15 protein-coding genes and 2 pseudogenes are annotated in these 18350 nt (G+C 44.0%); 9 read left to right on the forward strand and 8 right to left on the reverse strand.

Features of this window, described 5'->3' with window-relative positions; all coding sequences use genetic code 11:
- Positions 1-41: 41 nt before the first annotated feature.
- The gene (gene malE, locus FC652_RS08640) at positions 42-1223 is read right to left on the reverse strand and encodes a maltose/maltodextrin ABC transporter substrate-binding protein MalE (RefSeq protein WP_176298251.1); all 1182 of its coding nucleotides are present in this window, start codon (positions 1221-1223) and stop codon (positions 42-44) included.
- 669 nt (positions 1224-1892) lie between these two features.
- On the opposite strand from malE, the gene malK reads away from it, so the two are divergent.
- The 9 genes from malK to FC652_RS08685 all read left to right on the forward strand — a co-directional run bounded on the left by malK (position 1893) and on the right by FC652_RS08685 (position 12226).
- Positions 1893-3008: a maltose/maltodextrin ABC transporter ATP-binding protein MalK gene (gene malK / locus FC652_RS08645; protein WP_011082430.1), complete on the forward strand. Its 1116-nt coding sequence runs from the start codon at positions 1893-1895 to the stop codon at positions 3006-3008.
- A gap of 317 nt (positions 3009-3325) precedes the next feature.
- Complete coding sequence (locus tag FC652_RS08650; RefSeq protein ID WP_176298252.1) at positions 3326-3913, forward strand: hypothetical protein; 588 nt, start codon at positions 3326-3328, stop codon at positions 3911-3913.
- A 416-nt stretch (positions 3914-4329) separates the two neighbouring features.
- On the forward strand, positions 4330-5724 hold the full coding sequence (vpsL, locus tag FC652_RS08655; protein WP_176298253.1) for an exopolysaccharide biosynthesis glycosyltransferase VpsL: 1395 nt from the start codon (positions 4330-4332) through the stop codon (positions 5722-5724).
- 21 nt (positions 5725-5745) lie between these two features.
- On the forward strand, positions 5746-6930 hold the full coding sequence (locus tag FC652_RS08660; protein ID WP_176298254.1) for an outer membrane beta-barrel protein: 1185 nt from the start codon (positions 5746-5748) through the stop codon (positions 6928-6930).
- 6 nt (positions 6931-6936) lie between these two features.
- The gene (vpsN, locus tag FC652_RS08665; protein WP_176298255.1) at positions 6937-7455 is read left to right on the forward strand and encodes an exopolysaccharide export protein VpsN; all 519 of its coding nucleotides are present in this window, start codon (positions 6937-6939) and stop codon (positions 7453-7455) included.
- A 12-nt stretch (positions 7456-7467) separates the two neighbouring features.
- Positions 7468-9678 carry a polysaccharide biosynthesis tyrosine autokinase gene (locus tag FC652_RS08670; protein ID WP_176298256.1) on the forward strand — a complete coding sequence of 737 codons (2211 nt, stop codon included), beginning with the start codon at positions 7468-7470 and terminating at the stop codon, positions 9676-9678.
- On the forward strand, positions 9679-10476 hold the full coding sequence (locus tag FC652_RS08675) for a VpsP family polysaccharide biosynthesis protein (RefSeq protein ID WP_176298257.1): 798 nt from the start codon (positions 9679-9681) through the stop codon (positions 10474-10476).
- Positions 10477-10551: 75 nt separating this feature from the next.
- Positions 10552-10923, forward strand: coding sequence for a VanZ family protein (locus FC652_RS08680; protein WP_217904565.1), 372 nt, complete (start codon positions 10552-10554; stop codon positions 10921-10923).
- The gene (locus tag FC652_RS08685; protein ID WP_369597882.1) at positions 10916-12226 is read left to right on the forward strand and encodes an O-antigen ligase family protein; all 1311 of its coding nucleotides are present in this window, start codon (positions 10916-10918) and stop codon (positions 12224-12226) included. Before FC652_RS08680 ends, FC652_RS08685 begins: the two co-directional genes overlap by 8 nt.
- A gap of 462 nt (positions 12227-12688) precedes the next feature.
- On the opposite strand, the pseudogene FC652_RS08690 reads toward FC652_RS08685, so the two are convergent.
- The 7 genes and pseudogenes from FC652_RS08690 to FC652_RS08720 all read right to left on the reverse strand — a co-directional run.
- Positions 12689-13111 (reverse strand): annotated as a pseudogene (locus FC652_RS08690) (IS21 family transposase); the annotation flags it as partial.
- Between the two features lie 525 nt (positions 13112-13636).
- Positions 13637-14131 carry a glycosyltransferase gene (locus FC652_RS08695; RefSeq protein ID WP_176298259.1) on the reverse strand — a complete coding sequence of 165 codons (495 nt, stop codon included), beginning with the start codon at positions 14129-14131 and terminating at the stop codon, positions 13637-13639.
- Entirely contained in the window at positions 14128-14565 is a 438-nt protein-coding gene (locus tag FC652_RS08700) for a hypothetical protein (RefSeq protein ID WP_176298260.1), read from the reverse strand. The genes FC652_RS08695 and FC652_RS08700 overlap by 4 nt, the downstream gene beginning before the upstream one ends.
- Positions 14562-15620, reverse strand: coding sequence for a glycosyltransferase family 4 protein (locus FC652_RS08705; protein ID WP_176298261.1), 1059 nt, complete (start codon positions 15618-15620; stop codon positions 14562-14564). Before FC652_RS08705 ends, FC652_RS08700 begins: the two co-directional genes overlap by 4 nt.
- 4 nt (positions 15621-15624) lie before the next feature.
- Positions 15625-16866: a phenylacetate--CoA ligase family protein gene (locus FC652_RS08710; protein ID WP_176298262.1), complete on the reverse strand. Its 1242-nt coding sequence runs from the start codon at positions 16864-16866 to the stop codon at positions 15625-15627.
- On the reverse strand, positions 16863-17927 hold the full coding sequence (locus FC652_RS08715) for a glycosyltransferase (protein ID WP_176298263.1): 1065 nt from the start codon (positions 17925-17927) through the stop codon (positions 16863-16865). The genes FC652_RS08710 and FC652_RS08715 overlap by 4 nt, the downstream gene beginning before the upstream one ends.
- Positions 17924-18350: pseudogene (locus tag FC652_RS08720) on the reverse strand (hypothetical protein); the annotation flags it as partial. The gene FC652_RS08715 and the pseudogene FC652_RS08720, both read right to left, overlap by 4 nt.

Here is an 18350-nt window from a genome sequence, read left to right on the forward strand (position 1 = left end):
AGAAAAGTAAGGAGGAGTTACCCCCTCCTTAAAAAGTTACATTATTTTGTCATTTGTTTTTCTGCGTCAGCCAGAGCAGCATCCACAGTTTGACGACCATCCACTACGTTAACGATCGCGTTTTTCGCCGCACCCCAGAATGCATTCATTTGTGGGATATTTGGCATGATTTCACCGTTCATTGCGTTGTCCATCGTCGCCGCAATACGAGCATCTGCATCAAGCTCACGTTGGAACGAGTTCAGTGCAACAGCGCCTAGCGGCTTATCGTTGTTCACCAGACGTAGGCCATCATTTGTCAGTAGGTAGTTCTCAATGAACTCTACCGCAAGGTCTTTGTTTGGTGATGCCGTTGAGATGCCCGCAGTAAGAACGCCAACGAAAGGCTTAGAAGATTGACCATTGAACTTAGGCAGTGTAGTCACGCCGTAGTTGATACCAGACTTCTCAATGTTGCCCCACGCCCAAGGACCGTTGATGGTCATCGCCGTCTTACCTTGGTTAAATGCAGATTCAGATACTGAGTAGTCCATGTCTGGAGAGATGATACCTTTCTCAACCAGCGATTTAACGAAGTTCATTGCGTCTTTCACGCCATCTTTCGCGATGCCTGCGTCTTTAACGTCGTAACCTTCAGAAGTGTATTTGAACGCGTAACCACCATCAGCCGCCATTAGTGGCCACGTGAAGTACGGTTCTTTTAGGTTCCACATGATGGCAGATTTGCCTTCTTTCTTCAGTTTCGCGTTTAACGCTTCCACTTCTTCCCAGCTCTTCGGTGGGTTTGGAACGATATCTTTGTTGTAGATAAGAGATAGAGACTCAACCGCGATTGGGTAGCCGATGATCTTGCCATCGTACTTCACTGCGTCCCATGCAAAATCCACAATGCCTTCTTGAATTTGTTTAGAAGGTTTGATTTCAGCCAACAGACCCGCTTCTGCGTAACCACCAAAACGGTCGTGCGCCCAGAATACGATATCAGGACCGTCACCCGTTGCTGCCGTTTGTGGGAATTTATCTTGCAGCGCATCTGGGTGAGCCACCGTCACTTTAATGCCTGTGTCTGCTTCAAACTTTTTGCCTACTTCTGCTAGACCATTGTAACCTTTGTCACCGTTGATCCAGATAGTCAGTTGTCCTTCTTCAATGGCAGCGTGTGCACCGAAAGAACCCAGTGCAACAAGAGTACCTAGTGCGACAGCGCTTAGAGCATTTTTCATGTTCGTATCCTTTTTATATTTTGATGTAGGGCTACTCCACAGAGGATGAGCCGTATTTCGACGTATATCATCTGAAAAAACCTGCTCTGTCTCATCCTCCTATCCTCTACGCCCCAGATATTATGGCGTATTTTCGTGATCTACATCGTTAGAGGTAAGAGAGCAAAATCACAAAAACGGCACTCGATGCGATCGAATTCACATTTACTGACGCGATTATTGTGATATTTGCCCACTCTGGGGGAAGAGGCGTAGAACCCCCTCCTCCTTTTCTACTCCCCCTACAATTAATTAGCGTAGGAGGATGTAGGCGAGTGCTATATCGAAGAAACTGCACCCATCCAAGAGTGGATGGTAAGAACCCTTTCCCAGCAGACCAACTTGGTCACTGTTTTTGCTGGTTTTCATTGCCATACGAGTGGAATGTCATTAGTTAAGATGTTAGTGGTAGTTTGTTATTCACGGGGGAGACATCTTGATGAATGTGGGGGAGAAAACTCGTACTTGGCTATGGTGGGTGGCACTTTAATTTAGGAACTCCATTTTTAAAGTGCCGCCCTGTTTTCTTACTGTTGCTTAACTTACCGATTCCTACTGTTACTGTCCGGCTCCATAATTCATATAATGATGGGCAGTGAATTATAAAAAAATTGATCGAGGACGAGCTAAATGGCGAGTGTCACGTTAAAAAATGTTTGTAAAGCGTATGGCGACGTATTGATTTCTAAAAACGTTGATCTTGAGATCAACGAAGGCGAATTCGTAGTATTTGTCGGTCCATCGGGTTGTGGTAAATCGACATTGCTTCGTTGTATTGCAGGGTTAGAAGACATCACCTCTGGCGATCTGTATATCGGTGAAGAGCGTATGAATGATGTAGAGCCATCGAAACGTGGCGTGGGCATGGTTTTCCAATCCTATGCACTTTATCCGCATCTAAATCTCTATGACAACATGTCATTCGGCCTTAAGTTAGCGAAAGCAGACAAAAAAGAGATCGACAAACGCGTAGAGCAAGCCGCTGAAATCCTGCAGCTTGGTCACCTACTCGAGCGTCTACCAAAAGCCCTTTCGGGTGGTCAGCGTCAACGCGTGGCGATTGGTCGTACCCTTGTTTCACAACCAAAAGTGTTCTTACTCGACGAGCCGTTGTCTAACCTAGACGCAGCCCTGCGCGTTCAGATGCGAGCCCAGATTACCAAACTGCAACGCCAACTTGGCTGTACCATGATTTACGTTACGCACGACCAAGTCGAAGCAATGACTATGGCTGACAAAATCGTGGTACTTGATGGCGGTTTTGTCTCTCAAGTTGGTAAACCCCTAGAGCTGTACCATTACCCTGAAAATCGCTTTGTTGCTGGCTTCATTGGTTCGCCAAAAATGAACTTTATGAGTGTGCAAATCGTGGATGTAGAGAGCGAGCGAGTTCAAGTTAAGCTATCAAATGGCGTGACTTTCTGGGTCCCAGTGGATGGAACAACCGTCAACAAAGGTGATCGCATGTCTCTAGGAGTACGTCCTGAGCACCTAGTCTCCTCTGCACAAGGAGACGCGGTGATCGATGGTGAAGTGATGATCGTCGAGAAGCTGGGTAATGAAACGCAAGTCTACCTCAACCTAGAGAGTGCCGATGCGGATGTGATCTACCGCCAACCAGATACGTTGGACGTGGATTCTGGCGATCGCTTAGAAATTGGTATCCCAGCTCATCGCTGCCACCTATTCCACAGCGATGGCCGTGCGTGTAAGCGCCTATTTAATGAAAAAGGCGTAGAGCGTTAAAATCTATAAACCTTCAATCGAATTAAGGCTCTTTTAAAAGAGCCTTTTTTGATCATGGTGTGATTGTACTGAAAGCGGAACTTTAAAAACAAATCGACCTATGGGCGACAGAGATACGCTAGCCGCAATGACAACACTCAAATCTGCGAAGTCGTAACTCTTTCACAATTATGCGATCCAACGTTATGAGAGCAACAACTAGTATGAAACCTGTCTCCCAAGTGAGAATTATGGTTAGTAAATAAAAAGTGTCATATTCATGAACATAATAACAACTTATTATTTGCAACTAGTAACCGTGCAACAGGCTATCTATCATGAAAAAAATCCTCCTTCTCTCTCTTCTTGGTGTTTTGCTTCCTCTCGGAGTATCCGCTGCAGAAAGCTGTGGCAGTGCAGGATCAGCTAAGGAACAATTATCACAAGCTGGCGACAACTTAACTACCGTGGCGGTCGCTCTTGCACAGAGTTGCCCCGAACTTGCAGAAAGCATCATTAGCCAAGCCATTGAGCAAAAACCAGAAATTACAAATGAGTTGGTTAAAGCAATTATTGCGGTGGTACCAGAGGACATGATTACACAAGTCGCCACAGCTGCCTTTAAAGCCGTGCCGGAAACGAAGAGAGCAGATCTAGTTGCAGCAATAATCCAAGTGAGCCCCACAGATATACAACAGAGCATAGTCAATGCTTTGGGTCAGACGGGACTAATGGCTCCAACGGATATCCTTGTAGCTGCAATCCAAGGTGGTGCGGATCCAGCGACCATATCTGAACCAACCGCTGCAGGTATCACCAACGCACCTCAACCGACAACCCTGACAGTGACAACTGCACCAGGTTCTAATGCTGCACTTGGTGCAGGTAGTGGTGGCGGTGGCGGCGGAACAGCCTCCCCTAACTAAACGTAACATTATTGGGTTCATCTAACAGATCTGGCAATGAAACAGCCAGTTAAGCGTAGCTGTCGTTTTGAGATAGGTACAAGGGGAAACGCGACAGATCACTTGAAATAGGAATTCTCAAAAAGAAGTGAGTTACCAATACACAGTTTGCAAACAATCACTGAGCGTTTTTTTGAGTTAAAACTCTGTTGATACGTAAAAAGTACAGGGAAGATCAACGAGTACAATCAATATCATTGGTTTGATACCACGCATTTTCCAATGGGTTCATCATTGTAGTAAGCAAATAAAAGGCAACAAACAATAAAAAATATAAATATAAATCCTAATTATTAGTCGATAAAAGAAGCACTTTACTTGGCTGCTAAATAAAGGGGGGGAGGATAAACAACGTTAATGGCAGGGATGTCTCGGATATGAACAATCAAAACACCATACGGCTAACGCAATACCAAGGAAAGATTTTTTATCGTTTTATTGACTGTTTGGTTATTGTCTTCACGCTACTATTAGCACTCAAATACCAAAACCAGATCACCACTTTTGGCTATCTTTCTGCTGGTTTTCTCGCGGTCATCATTTATTCATTCTTTGCTGAAAGCCTCGATATCTATAGTGACTGGCGCACATCAAAATTAAGAAGACTCAGTCTCAATACCTTGCTCTGCTGGGGATTAACACTGTGCTCACTTACCCTACTGACCTATTTCAGCAAGACTGGAGAAAACTACTCGCGTCTAGTGATCGGTTTTTGGAGCGTATTCACCGTTATCGCCTTAATCCTCTGGCGTGGCGTGGCGTTTTCCTTTGTCTATTACTTGCATAAAAAGGGACTTCACATCAAGCAAGCGGTGATTGTAGGCGTGACACCACAAGGAATAGAGTTAGCTAATAACTTACGTAACCATCCTGAGCTTGGAATAAAACTGATGGGTTTTTATGATGACCGCACATCAGAACGCTTAATCGAAGGTGTTCCGCTGCTTGGCAATGTTAACGAAGCACTGGCGCTGGCAAAGCAAGGTGATGTACAAAACGTCTACATCACCCTACCGATGCAAGCACAAAAGCGAATCTGCGATATTCTTGAAGCGTTCTCCGACAGTACTGTTAATACATACCTGGTTCCAGACTTTTTTACTTTCAACTTGCTTCACTCCCGTTGGTACACCATCGGGCAGGTCAACGCGTTTAGCATCTTCGATACGCCCTTTAACGGTGTTTCAACTTGGTTGAAACGGATGGAAGATTTGATACTGAGCTCGCTGATTTTGATCTTGATTAGCCCAGTGTTACTCGCGGTTTCTATCGGGGTCAAACTCTCCTCCCCTGGACCTGTCATTTTCAAACAGATCCGCTATGGATTGGATGGCAAACCAATCAAAGTGTGGAAGTTTCGCAGCATGAAGGTGATGGAAAACGGCAGCAAAGTGGTGCAAGCAACACAAGGCGATCCGCGTATCACTCGCTTTGGCGCGTTTATCCGCCGTACCTCACTCGATGAATTACCACAGTTTTTTAATGTACTACAAGGACGTATGTCCATTGTAGGCCCACGACCACACGCCGTTGCACATAATGAAGAGTATCGTAGTTTGATCAACCGCTACATGCTGAGACACAAAGTCAAACCCGGCATCACCGGTTGGGCGCAAATAAACGGCTGGCGTGGTGAAACAGACACGTTAGAAAAAATGGAAAAACGTATTCAATATGACCTCGACTATATTCAGCATTGGTCAGTTTGGTTTGATTTAAAAATTGTCTTCAGAACCGTGTTTACCGGCTTCACTGGCCAGAACGCGTACTAGAGTTCTTAAAAGGATAATGTCATGAACTGTTTTAAACTCAAGTTGCTCTCAACCAGTGTATTCGTCGCTATGTCCAGCCATTCTTTGGCTGGACCAACAGCTGTGCCGTATGAAACCGAATCAGGCATATCGATTGCACCTTATGTGAATGTCTCTCTTGGTCACAACGACAACCTCGCTAAAACAGCCGACAATACAGAGAGTTCATCGTACAGCGTGATAGAACCCGGTGTAGTGATTTCGCTTGCGCCAGGAACGCAACAACATACTTTTGGCTATCGTATTGCTCGCGGCGACTATTTCAGTTCTTCACAAGATAACTTTACCGACCATTTTTTTGATCTTAACAGCAAGTGGGAACTCAACGACCGACACCAGTTTAACCTAGATTATGCCTTGGCGCTGACTCACGATTCGCGAGGTGATAACGATACCACACTCAATATGCCACACGACGAGTACACCACTAACAATCTCAATTTCAAATATACGTTCGGCCGGTCGGATGCCATCGGCCGTATCGAAACCAGTTTAGGTTGGGGTGATCAAACCTACGACAACAACCGCAGCATTACCCGCTTCCAAGATTGGCAAGAAAGACGATTTAACACGATTTTCTATTATAAAGCACTGCCCAAAACAGCCCTGCTGTTTCAAATTATCGCTAACGATAAAAGCTATGATGAAACCGCTATTGGAGCCAGCACAAAAGACAGCAAACACTATTTTACTTATGTTGGTGCTGGATGGGATGCGACAGGTGCACTGCAAGGCAACATCAAGTTTGGTCTGCAACGTAAAGAGTTTGATGCCGATGATAAGTCAGAGTTTAAATCATTTTCTTGGGATGCTGACCTCACCTATATGATACGCACCTATTCAGCTTTAACGCTGGCAACCAACCGACGTGCAACCGACCCCGATGGTTACGGAAACGCTATCGATACAAAAACATACTCAGTGAAATGGCTGCATCAATGGAATGAGCGTGTGAACACAAGTTTGGGCTACCGTTTGCTTGACGAGCAATACGATGGTTCATCTCGTACTGATGACACCAACAACTTTGATGCATCTGTTAATTACGACCTCATGCGCTGGTTGAGCGTCAAAGCTGGCATAGGGTTGGAATCGAAAGACTCTAACGTAAGTAACGTCGGTTATGATCAAACCATTTATTTTGTTTCACTTGAAGGGGTGATGTAGTTCGTTATGAAGTATTTTTTGCTTTTCTGTTTGGCATTGTTTTCATTACAGACGCTAGCCAACGATAGTCACTATAAGTTGGGCGTTGGCGATTTGATCCGCATCCAAGTTTATGATGAGCCCGAGCTGTCGTTAGAAACTCGTATCAGTGATAGCGGTTCGATTGACTATCCGTTTTTGGGCCGCATCGCGCTGAAAGGCAAAAGTATTGAACAGGTCAAAACCGCTATTCACAATGGCTTGCTCGATGGCTATTTGGTGAATCCGAACGTGTTTGTCAGTGTGGTCGAATATCGTCCGTTTTTTGTCAATGGGGAAGTGAAGAAAGCCGGTGGTTATCCTTACACACCAGGTTTGACCGTGAACAAAGCTATCACCATCGCGGGTGGCTTTACCGAACGCGCTTCAAAAACCAATATCTTTATTGTACCGAGCGATAACCCCAGTGCTCGGCCTGTTAAGGTGGCACTTTTAGACAAAATTCAACCCGGTGACATACTCACCATCGAACAAAGTTTTTTCTAGGTAGTAGCAGTAATGGACCATCCCCTTTCACAACCTCGCCCAGCGGAACAGATTGTCGATCTGCGTCAGATTTGGCATGGCTTGATGTCGTTCAAATGGCGTATTCTCGGCTTTACCTTCATGGCCACTTTACTGGCGATATTGGTTGTACTTAACATCGCGCCGCAATACACCGCCCGCGCCACGCTAATGATTGAAGCGAGCCAAGCACGCGCTGTATCCATTGAAGAGGTCTATGGTATTGATACCAAAAGCCAAGAGTATTTTTTAACCCAGTTTGAAATACTCAAATCGGATCGCATTGCCGAGCGAGTGATTGAGCGATTAGCCTTGGTTGACCACCCTGAGTTTAACCCTGAAGAAGACGAAGCGGGCTTTAGCCCTGCTTCGGTCAAAGCTTGGCTGCAACAGACGTTTCCTCTGCTTGAAGCGCTTAAAGCACCGACTGTTCCACTAAGTAGCGAAGAGCAGGTGTATCGCGCTCGCCAAAAAGTGCTATCTGCGTTTAAGGCAAACCTCTCTATTTCACCCGTTCGTAAAACTCAATTAGTGCATATCTTCTACACCAGTAAAGACCCTAAACTAGCGGCGTTAATTGCCAATGAAGTCGGCAAGGTGTTTATTGAAGAAAACATCGAAGCCAAGCTGCAAGTGGCGCAGGAAGCCAACAGCTGGTTAAACGTGCGTATGGAAGAGTTACGAGAGAAAATGCGCGCTTCTGAAGCCAATTTGCAGCAGTTCCTACAATCAGAAGGGTTGGTGGATGTTCAAGGGGTTTCTGGGCTCGCCTCTAAAGAACTTGCTGAGCTTTCGACCCAACTCAACAAAGCACGCGATCGCCGCGTTGCCGCAGAGACCCTATTCAACATTACGCAAAATCAGAGCAAAAAAGGCCCAGATGTGAGTGTGATTGCCTCGATTCCAGAAATCTCCAGCCACCCAACCATTCAAGATGTCAAGCTGGCGGAGGTTCAAGCGGAGCGAAAAGTCTCTGAGCTCTCTAAACGCTATGGCCCCAAGCACCCTAAGCTTAAAGCGGCCACCGCTGAGCTGGAGTCAGTGAAGCGTAACCTCAATAACGAAATTCGCCAGTTGGTCAAAGGGATCAATAGCGAGCTGCAAGCGGCACGGCAGTCAGAGCGCACACTGCAAGCCGAAATGGACAAGCGCAAAGTCGAGTTCCAAACACTGAGTATCCAAAACGCTAAGTTCTCTGAGTTACAGCGTGAAGTGCAAACTAACCGAGATCTGTTTGATCTATTTTTAAACCGACAAAAAGAAACCAGTGCTTCTAGTGACTTTAACGCCACCGTGGCACGCTTTACCGATTTCGCCAAGCCACCACTACAGCCAAGCAAACCCAACCGAAAATTGGTGGTGTTGCTTGCTTTTGTCGCCTCGTTTGGCTTGGGGTGCGTGTTGGCTCTGGTGGCCGATTCACTCAAAGACACCTTTCGTGATGTCAAGCAGATTGATAGAGAACTCTCATTAGCGTTATTGGGTACAGTGCCAAAACTAAAACTGCGCAAACCGCTGAGAGCGAATGACTATTTTGATGCCAAGCATCGCCAGTTGAAGGAATCGGTACGCTCGATTCGCACCGCGTACTTGTTGGCGAACACCAATAAGCCAAGTAAAGTGGTGATGCTTACCTCAGCAATACCAGAGGAGGGGAAAACCACTGCCAGCATTAACTTCGCCCTGTCGATGGCACAAATGGAGCGAACACTGCTGATTGATGCGGACTTGAGAAAGCCCTCTTTAGGTAGCCGCTTTGGTTTAAACAGCGCACAACCGGGATTAACCAACGTCCTGACTGGAACGCACCCGCTTGAGGAGTGCCTCTACCACGACGAAGCGCTTTCATTGGATGTGCTGAGTGCCGGGGTACTCACCAGTAACCCGCTCGAGCTGATCTCTTCCAGCGCGTTTGTGACACTGCTGGATGAGCTGAAAGAACGTTACGACCGAATTGTAATTGACTCACCACCCTGCTTGCCAGTGAGTGACAGCTATGTGTTGGCACAACAGGCTGATTCGACCATCATCGTGATTAACTCAGATCGCACCCGTGTGAGTGAAGTGAAAGAAGTAGTGATGCGCTTCGCCCAGCAAGGTACACGCATGGATGGGGTGATACTAAACAAACTCGATACCAAGCAAGCGAGCCGTTATGGTCACTATGGCAATTACCAAGGTTATTATGGTATAGGGCAAGCATAGATGAAACCTTCTTACACCAGCAAGAAAAACAGCGCAGTGCAGCAAGGCACTGTGCCTACTGCCCAAACCTCTGCGCTCACTGGCAAGCTGGTGAAAGCCTTCGCCCTTGTCACTTGCCTTTGGATTGGTTACTGGGCTTACCATTTTGCCATTGCCTCACTCTATATACTCGCCAGTGAACGACAAATGGCGCTGTGGAATCAAGCGCCGCAGAACGTCAGCGAAGGCGATGTGGAAAGAGTCTCCGTTTGGCTCAACAGTGCGATTGACTATGACCCGCGCCACCCGCATTACTACAATTTGCTTGGCAAAAGCCAGCAGTGGTTAGCGTATGTTCAACTCACTGAGCAGCAGCAACGGTTAACGCCCATCGCGCTGACTCCGCACCAATCGGCGCAGCGCTCGTTGCAACAAGCGAAGCAAGCTTATCTCAAAGGAGCAGCATTACGGCCGGAATGGGCACTGACTTGGGCTGATCTGGCGCAAGTTGAACATCAACTCAACGGTAATGCACTGCTCGATTATATGCACAACGCGGACCGCTTTGGCCCCTATATGGGGGAATTGAACTTGACGATTGCCAGCATCGGTCTAGAGCGCTGGAATCAACTTGATAGAGAGATGCGCACCCTCTCGATGCACCACATGGAACGTGCGTTACGTCATCCGCAAGTGGCTCAACGCTTTGCGCGCCATGCAGAAGCACTCGAGAAGCTTAGCCTAGCTTGCGTGCTGGCCAACCGCATTAGTGACACGCCGCAAACGCCGATCCGCGCCTGCCGAAAAGTGACACTATGAGGTCGGTTTGGGCTCGATTACGCAAGGTTCGCCCGCTCGCACTGCTGCTGTTTTGCTTTTTTGCACTGAGCGCGCTTGCTGTTATCTTTGAGCAAAACCTGGCAATACCACGCCGGTTTAGCGCTGCAATTGGACCACTGGTTGGGGAGCGATCTCTACTTGCACTTTGCCTTGGCGTTTGCGCTCAATATTTCGCTTTTAGTGGCGCTCTCTGGTGGCTTTACGCTGAAACGAAGTGTGTTGCTCGCAAGTGGCTTTTTGCTACTGGTGTGCGGCGCAGAGGAGTTCAACCAACGATTTTTTACCACGCGTCATTTTTCTTGGTGGGATCTTCTGGCCAGCTCGCTGGGGGTGTTGACCTCTGCGTTGCTTGGTGTGCCGGCCCTGTATTGGCTGAAAGGCCAGGATGCAACCCTTTTCTGCATGAGGTCAAACAAACGTGATTAGACCCTTGATCTTGCCCTGCTTTTTGCTGTTTGTTTTTTGGCTCCCCATTCCACTGGGCAGTAATCGCCTTTGGGCTTGGTCACTGAATGAGATGGCGGTTGCGCTGCTGCTGGCGACCGCGGTGGTGTGGATTCCGTCCCCGCAGTGGATTGAAGGGATAAAACGGGCGAAATGGTTGCTGCTCGGCTTGGCGCTGATGAGTGTTTGGTCTTATGTGCAGAGCCTTGAGTCATTGCCACTGAGCCAAGATCGCCATCAAGCGTTTATCGCGGCGCTGAAATCGCTGCACTATTGGCAGATTGGTTTGCTAGCGGCGGTGCTGATTAACACGCCACGCAAGTTGACTCTGCTGGCGGTGTGTATGATTGCCAGCGGCCTGTTCCAAGCCTTTTATGCCAGTGTGATTACCCTACTCGACCTCAGTGTTTCTCCTGTGTGGCAGTATCCGTTATCGGATCGCGCATCGGGCAGCTTTGTGTACCAAAATCACTTGGCTAACTTTTTGATGATGTGTTTATGCCTCGGCTTTGGCCTTTTGGTGGCGCAACTCAAAGAAAACTCAAGCAGCTCGTTTTCTCGACAATTGAAGGAAATACTGGCGATGCTGCTCTCCAGCAAAGCGCTGCTGCGCCTTGCACTGATCATTATGGTGATTGCGCTGGTGCTGACCCGTTCCCGCATGGGCAACACGGCGTTTTTCACCGCTTTGACGGTTGGCAGCTTGCTGCTGCTTTTGTTTTACAAAAACAAGCCGAAAAGCTTGTACATTCTGATCATCAGTTTGTTTGTGATTGATGCGTTGGTGATTAGCCAGTGGTTTGGCCTAGAGAAACTGAAACAGCGTTTGGTGGAGACGAGTTTAACCCATGAATCGCGTGATGAAGTGGTGTTGGATACTTGGCAAGCGGTGCTGCAAGAGCCACTGACGGGCTATGGTGCAGGCAGTTTTTATTCTGCCTATCCGCAGTTTAACCAAAGCCAAGTGACGCTGTTTTATGATCATGCGCACAATGACTACCTGCAGTTTTTGTTCGAGTATGGTGCGCCGGTGACGGCGCTGATGGGGCTTATGGTGCTGTTTTGTGGCTACCGCGCGTTTCGCGCTTTTCAACAGCGGCGAGATAAAACGTTACGCGGTTTAGGGCTTGCTTCGTTGATGGTGGTGATCGGCATGTTGATTCACATCAGTGTCGATTTTCCACTGCAAGCCCCTGCCACGACGATTTACTTTATTTTGTGTTTGCTGATTGGTTTACTAAGCCAGAGTTTGGCATCGGCAAGGCACTCAGAGCGCGCTCAGTAATCCATTAATACGCACACGCCCTATGTCGCGTTTGGAAAGGGAATAGGTTTTAGGTTCATAGGTCCTAGGGTCCTTGAGGATACGGAATACGGGCAAAAACTAGAGCGACCTAGCAACGTCGATGCAATAACAAGCCGAGCCACACCCCTGTCGTCATTCCCGCGAATGCGGGAATCCATTCATCCGCGCCCACCGTATGTCGCGTTTGGAAAGGGACTAGGTTTCTAGGGTTTTAGGGTCCTAGAGGATACTGAATACCGGCAAAAACTAGAGCAACCTAGCAACGTCGATGCAATAACAAACCAAGCTACAACACCAGCCATCATTCCCGCACACGCGGGAATCCATTCATCCGCACACGCCGTGTGCTGCGTTTGGAAGTTCACTCACAACGAGCAACCCAACATGAACAGGTCAGCGCAACGGCAACACAGAGCAAAAACACTTGTCGTCATGTAACTATTCACCTGCCACATGAAGCTGGCGCATGCTGCGCTTTTGGGTTTTGAACCAGCGAGTGAAGTGCTCGCAGAACTGAGTGTAAGCGTAAGCTTTCTCTTGATATTGCTCATAATATTCCTGCCAGAGCAACATCTTCGTCATGCCTTTACGTCTGAGTTCGACTGCGTATTGCGTGAAGTCTGGCATGACTTTATCGCGACTGGCTTTCTTGCCGTGATACAGCGCTTGCGTGAGATCAGCATCGCTGCAACTTTCGGGTAGAGGCCAACCAAGTTGGCTTTGTTTAAAGCGAGTAAGGAGTTCCGATATGGTGGACGGGCCGAGTTTCAGGCAAGAAGCGATGCTGCGATTGGAGAGACCGCAGTCGTACTTAAGGCGTAATACCTCTTTGATTTTGTTCATTGGAGTTCTCTTTTTGGCCATGGTCGCTTCCTTACGTTCTTGTTTAAGAAGTAAAGAATAGCGAGCTATTGATTTAAAAGAGAAAAAGGAAGGATTTCGGGCATTCCGATCGGGGTTTTCGCTATTCCGATCACCGATTTCGGAGTTAGGCTAAAAGTGATCGGATAATCGCGGAATCAGTGATCGGTTTAAACCGAAATGGGTGATCGGATAATCCCGAAATGACTGATCGGAATGCTCCGAAATATGCAATCATCGGTTAATTGTTTGTTGTGTGACGTTGTTATCCATTAGAAAAAGAAAATGATGGATTTACTATGCCACAAACACTTTAAACACGGGCATGTTCATGATTTTTCCCTGGTAACGAGGTCTTGGCATGAGGCTACATAAAGTTATGGGTGTAGCCGATCAGATCGTAAGTTCCTGGTTAAATTCAATTGAATTACGCAACAAAGCCCAATAACGCCGTGAAAGTTACCAAACTAGATCACTTGGATGATTGTGTTAATTAAAGCTGAGTAATCAGATTAACGAGAGATAGAGTTAGCGATAAGATGATTTAATTACATCATTAATATTCCTGCATAACTCATCTAATTTTGAATCCTTAGCCTTCATGGACTGCGGTTGTACTTTATTCGATAGCGTGGACCTAATTAAAAAAGCCAAATTATCATCAGGCTGCAAAACTGTAATACCTTTAAAAGTACAAAAGCGCTTTGCGGTAGCCAATTGATGATCATTCCTATGCTCCCCTAATTTAAACTCTCTAGGGAGCATAATTAAAGGAATATCATAATCCAAAGCACTAATTATAGTTCCCATACCCGCATGACCAATAATTAATTTTGACTTAGCTAGAATAGAGTGGTATTCACTCTCGGAAATTTCCTTTTCCCACCGTATGTTTTTTGGAACATAGGTACTGTCAGCTATTTGAGCAAAAAACTCTATGTCAGGTAGCTTCACGGCTGCGTCATCGACTATTTTTAGGAGACGGTCAAAAGGTAACTGAGTACCTAAGGTACAAAAAATCACAATACTGCCCCTATATAAAATGGCCCATTATCAGTTGCAAGGTGTTCCCATTGTGTATACCAATGATCTGCGACCCACTTTGCTTTTTTCCCAGCCAAAGAGAGTTCTTCTGAATTTGCTATCGAATCAATCCAAATAGTTTTAGCTCCCAAACACCTTCCGATTAACAATGCTAAAAAGCCAGGTGCAGCACCAGTTGAAATGATAACTTTGGGTTTTAACTTAACAATTTCTATAAACAATGTAACAAAACAAATCACCAAAGGAATGAATGATTTTAAATTACAATCTGGTATTTTTTTATATGGTGGTTTCGATTTAAACCTTGGCTCTTCAATCGTTGAAAAAAATGTAATCTCATCGAATTCAAGTCGCTCTGTAATTTTTCTTAATTGGACAAAGTGTCCACCACCTGATGCAATAGCCAAAATCATACAGCCATCCTCTTATATATTGAAATCAATTGAATAAAAACAACATCCAAACTATATTTATCTAAATAATCTTGATAGGCATTGTCCACAAGAGTAGAGTGTAAGCCTTCTTGATTTACCAACCTATCAATAGTCTCAGCCAACAAATCTATATTACCAGGATTAACCAACAAACCATTAACCCCATCATATATTACATCAGGAATCCCACCTACGTTTGTAGCCAGGACTGCTGTTTTACATGCCATAGCTTCCAAGATGACCATCGGCAACCCCTCTTTATAACTTGGCAAGATTAAGGCATCAGAAGAACAAATTCGCTCTATTGTTTCTGAACGCGATAGCCATCCAGAAAATAAAACTTTATCAGTAAAACCCAAATTCTCCGCTAATTCTTTGTATTTATTAAGGTCACCATCTCCAACAAATTCTACTATCGTATTGTTGGATACTTTTATCTTAGCAAATGCATATAAAAGATCTGATATTCCTTTATCCTCAACAACCCTACCAACAAAGACAAATTTAGAAACCTTATTGGTTCTAGACTTTCTTGAATCAACGCTTACATTCACAGCATTACTAAGTACAACCGCAGGATTTTTTAATACTAACTTCGTATCAAACCACTTCTTCCAACTTTCAGTTAAAACAACCAAATAATCGACTTTTCGTTTGAAAATAAAATTAATGTAAACTAGAGCTATACGATTAACACTAGCGTAAAATTCCTTAAAACCACCTCCATGCATATGAACGAGAACTGGCACCTTGAAAATTCCAGACAGTAAGCAAAATATTGACTTCCGATAAAAGCTTCCTTTAGATGCAGAATGGATATGTACTAAATCGACTTTACAAAAAATGAAGTAGTAAAGTGACTTGAAAACAGCATAAATGAAGTAAAACAAAGCTAGGAGTTTTGACTTATCAGAGTAAGTTTCAAGAAAAAACGTATTAATATCATTTTTTTTTGCTTCATGCTCAAACGATTTTACTACTGTAGTCATACCGCCATTAACACGGAATCCGGGAAAAACAACCAAAACATTCATATAATTATTTTTCCACAATAAGTGGCATTAGCTTTCCTGATGCATTTCTGGGAATTAAATCAAGAAACTCAATTTTAATCATAATTTCGCTACCTAAACGGTGTTGAAAAACACTTAGCAACTCTTTTTCCACCTGAACATCACGAGAGCCATTTAACGTTGAATATTTAACTATAATGCTTTTATCTAATTTCTGTACGACTTGTGCTTCTGATAGGTTATCAACTCCATAAAACAATAAACTTAATGCAGGTGCACTAATACAAACACCATTCTTTAAAATTAGCTGGCTAGTGGGCCTTCCATGTATCTTGGCGACATGAAAATCCTTATTTCCACAGGAACAAGGCTCTTCAGATATATCAATTTCTGCAATAAGGTCTCCGGTATTATATCGGTATAAAGGCATAGCTTTATTTCTGTAATTCGTACCTACAATACGCTTAAAACCATCAACATCTTGTAGAAGCTCTGTCTTTGTATACCATCCGACTACATGGTAATTACCTTCCTTACACTGTTGAAATCGACAAACTCTTTCTGCTTGTCCATAATGGTCATAAGTATTTTTGAATACTGCTCTTACTACTTTCTGAGCTGATTCAGAAAAAGATTCACCACTTGTAAACACCCCCATTAAATTCCAGTTCGGCTTCCAATTTATTTCTGCAGCAAAACGAGCAAGTAAAAGCACTGAGCTAGGATAGGCAAGAATGATATCCGGCTTATATCTTTCAAGTTCTTTTAAGTACAACAATGAGTTTTCTCTACTTAAATGAAAGGAAGACATGATTAGCCTTGAGCTAAATGGCATTTTTTTCCAAAAAACAGGGCCTTTATGGTCACCCTTGAAAAGGTTATCACCACGTAAAGTTGCGATTCTTGGATTAAATTTTACTCCGACAGAATACCAATGTGATCGAAGACTCAACTCATCTAGCATTACTGAAAGTAGACTTCTGTATACCACCAAAGGACGGTTTGATGTACCACTTGTATACCCAGTGAATGCAATTCCTTTGTTTTCACGAAACTCTTTAGCAAATTTAACGACAAACTCTTTATCTGTTTCACCATCAAAATCAAAGTCATTGTATGCAGGGTGCTTCTTGAAGTTAAACGTATCAATGTTCTCTAAACTTTTAAGAATTCCTTTCCGTATAAATATTTTGTATACAATTAGGTAGAGAAAGTTTATTAGAATATTATCTTTAAGAATGAACCAACCGAAATCGCGAAATATCACAGGATCCCCTTTGCCAATTTTAAATATTCATTCATCATTTTTTCCGATGAAAATTTATCTTCAACCCTTCTTCTTGCATTGTATATAAGCTCATTTCGGTAATCGGTGCTTGTCAGACTTACTAGCTTTTCAAAAAGCTCTTTAGTATTACCTGGCTCATATACTAAACCACTAGCTCCAGATTCAACCATTTCTCTAGCTCCCCCAATATCAGATATAACAACAGGTAATCCGATCGCCATGGCCTCTAAAACAGCATTTGAGAATGTTTCAACCGAATTAGAGCAGAGAAGGAATACGTTAGAATCGATTAAAATATCTTTTACATTTCTTACTTCACCATGAAACTGAACATACTCATTCAAATTATTTTTATCGACTAGGCTTTCCAAGTAAGCTTTCACTTTACCCTCTTTATCACCTCCAACAATAGACAATCTAGCATCGACTTGATTATCAACTAGCATTTTAAGAACATTAATTGCTTCTATGTGATTCTTTTCCTTTCGAAGCTGCCCAACCATAGCTATTTTTAGGCAACTTGATGTATCAGCTTTTGTTTTTTCGTAAAAATCAAGATCAACACCATTGTAAACAACTTTGTTTCTTACAAATGAAAAACCATAATTTTTATGCCAATGAACTCTTTGTGAATCAGCACCGTACACTACAGAAGAAACAAACCTTGCGGATAACTTAAGGAGGACAAACTTAAACGAAGAATAACCAGAAGGTAATACGGATGTATTATTAAGATAACAAATAACTGAACTAAAATTAAGAATTCTAATTATCGAAGAAAACAACGCAGGATAACTATTCAACAAAAAAAACGAATCAAACCTGTTGAGAATAAAGTATCTAAATATACTTGGCACTCCTTCTGCAAAGTCAACTTTAACACCTGAATCTAGCAGCGATAAAACAAAATCGTCATTTTTCTTCTTTAACGATAGCACTGTCACGTCCAGCCCAGACTTTATGAGAAAATTAGCTACATGTACCATTTTCCTTTCAGACCCGCCGATAGCAAGAGAGTTCATTACAATACACAATTTCATGATTTCTCATAGCTCTTATATGAATTAAATGAAACATAAAGAAAAATAAACAAAAGCAAGGTATTTGGCCTCATAAAACTTGAACCCGAAAGTGTATATATTGAAAGAAAGAAAAGAATCATTATCTTTGACTCAGCTGAAGAATCTCGCCCTTTATAATTAACCAATAAATTGAACAAAGGAACAAGAATAGCCAAAAAATATAACAACACTCCTAAATATCCTAACTCAAGTCTTGCATCAATAAAACCATTATGAGAATGTCCTATGGTCACATAACCATCATCCATATTGAAGAATGCCATCGAATTATCACCCCAATATACCCCACCATAACCTACACCTAAATAGTTACCATCAACTGCAGCTAGGATTTGGAGCCATATGTCCGAACGTCCAGAGGCAGTAAAATCTTTACCTATT

Source organism: Vibrio sp. 05-20-BW147, assembly GCF_013369385.1.
In the GTDB taxonomy this organism is placed as follows: Bacteria; Pseudomonadota; Gammaproteobacteria; order Enterobacterales; family Vibrionaceae; genus Vibrio; species Vibrio floridensis.

Excerpts from the sequence above, each read along its gene's own strand:
- FC652_RS08670 (WP_176298256.1), top strand. The coding sequence starts at position 7,468 with ATGGACCATCCCCTTTCACAACCTCGCCCAGCGGAACAGATTGTCGAT.
- FC652_RS08715 (WP_176298263.1), bottom strand. The coding sequence starts at position 17,927 with ATGAAATTGTGTATTGTAATGAACTCTCTTGCTATCGGCGGGTCTGAA.
- vpsN (WP_176298255.1), top strand. The coding sequence starts at position 6,937 with ATGAAGTATTTTTTGCTTTTCTGTTTGGCATTGTTTTCATTACAGACG.
- FC652_RS08705 (WP_176298261.1), bottom strand. The coding sequence starts at position 15,620 with ATGAATGTTTTGGTTGTTTTTCCCGGATTCCGTGTTAATGGCGGTATG.
- vpsL (WP_176298253.1), top strand. The coding sequence starts at position 4,330 with ATGAACAATCAAAACACCATACGGCTAACGCAATACCAAGGAAAGATT.
- FC652_RS08650 (WP_176298252.1), top strand. The coding sequence starts at position 3,326 with ATGAAAAAAATCCTCCTTCTCTCTCTTCTTGGTGTTTTGCTTCCTCTC.
- malE (WP_176298251.1), bottom strand. The coding sequence starts at position 1,223 with ATGAAAAATGCTCTAAGCGCTGTCGCACTAGGTACTCTTGTTGCACTG.
- malK (WP_011082430.1), top strand. The coding sequence starts at position 1,893 with ATGGCGAGTGTCACGTTAAAAAATGTTTGTAAAGCGTATGGCGACGTA.
- FC652_RS08660 (WP_176298254.1), top strand. The coding sequence starts at position 5,746 with ATGAACTGTTTTAAACTCAAGTTGCTCTCAACCAGTGTATTCGTCGCT.
- FC652_RS08700 (WP_176298260.1), bottom strand. The coding sequence starts at position 14,565 with ATGATTTTGGCTATTGCATCAGGTGGTGGACACTTTGTCCAATTAAGA.
- FC652_RS08675 (WP_176298257.1), top strand. The coding sequence starts at position 9,679 with ATGAAACCTTCTTACACCAGCAAGAAAAACAGCGCAGTGCAGCAAGGC.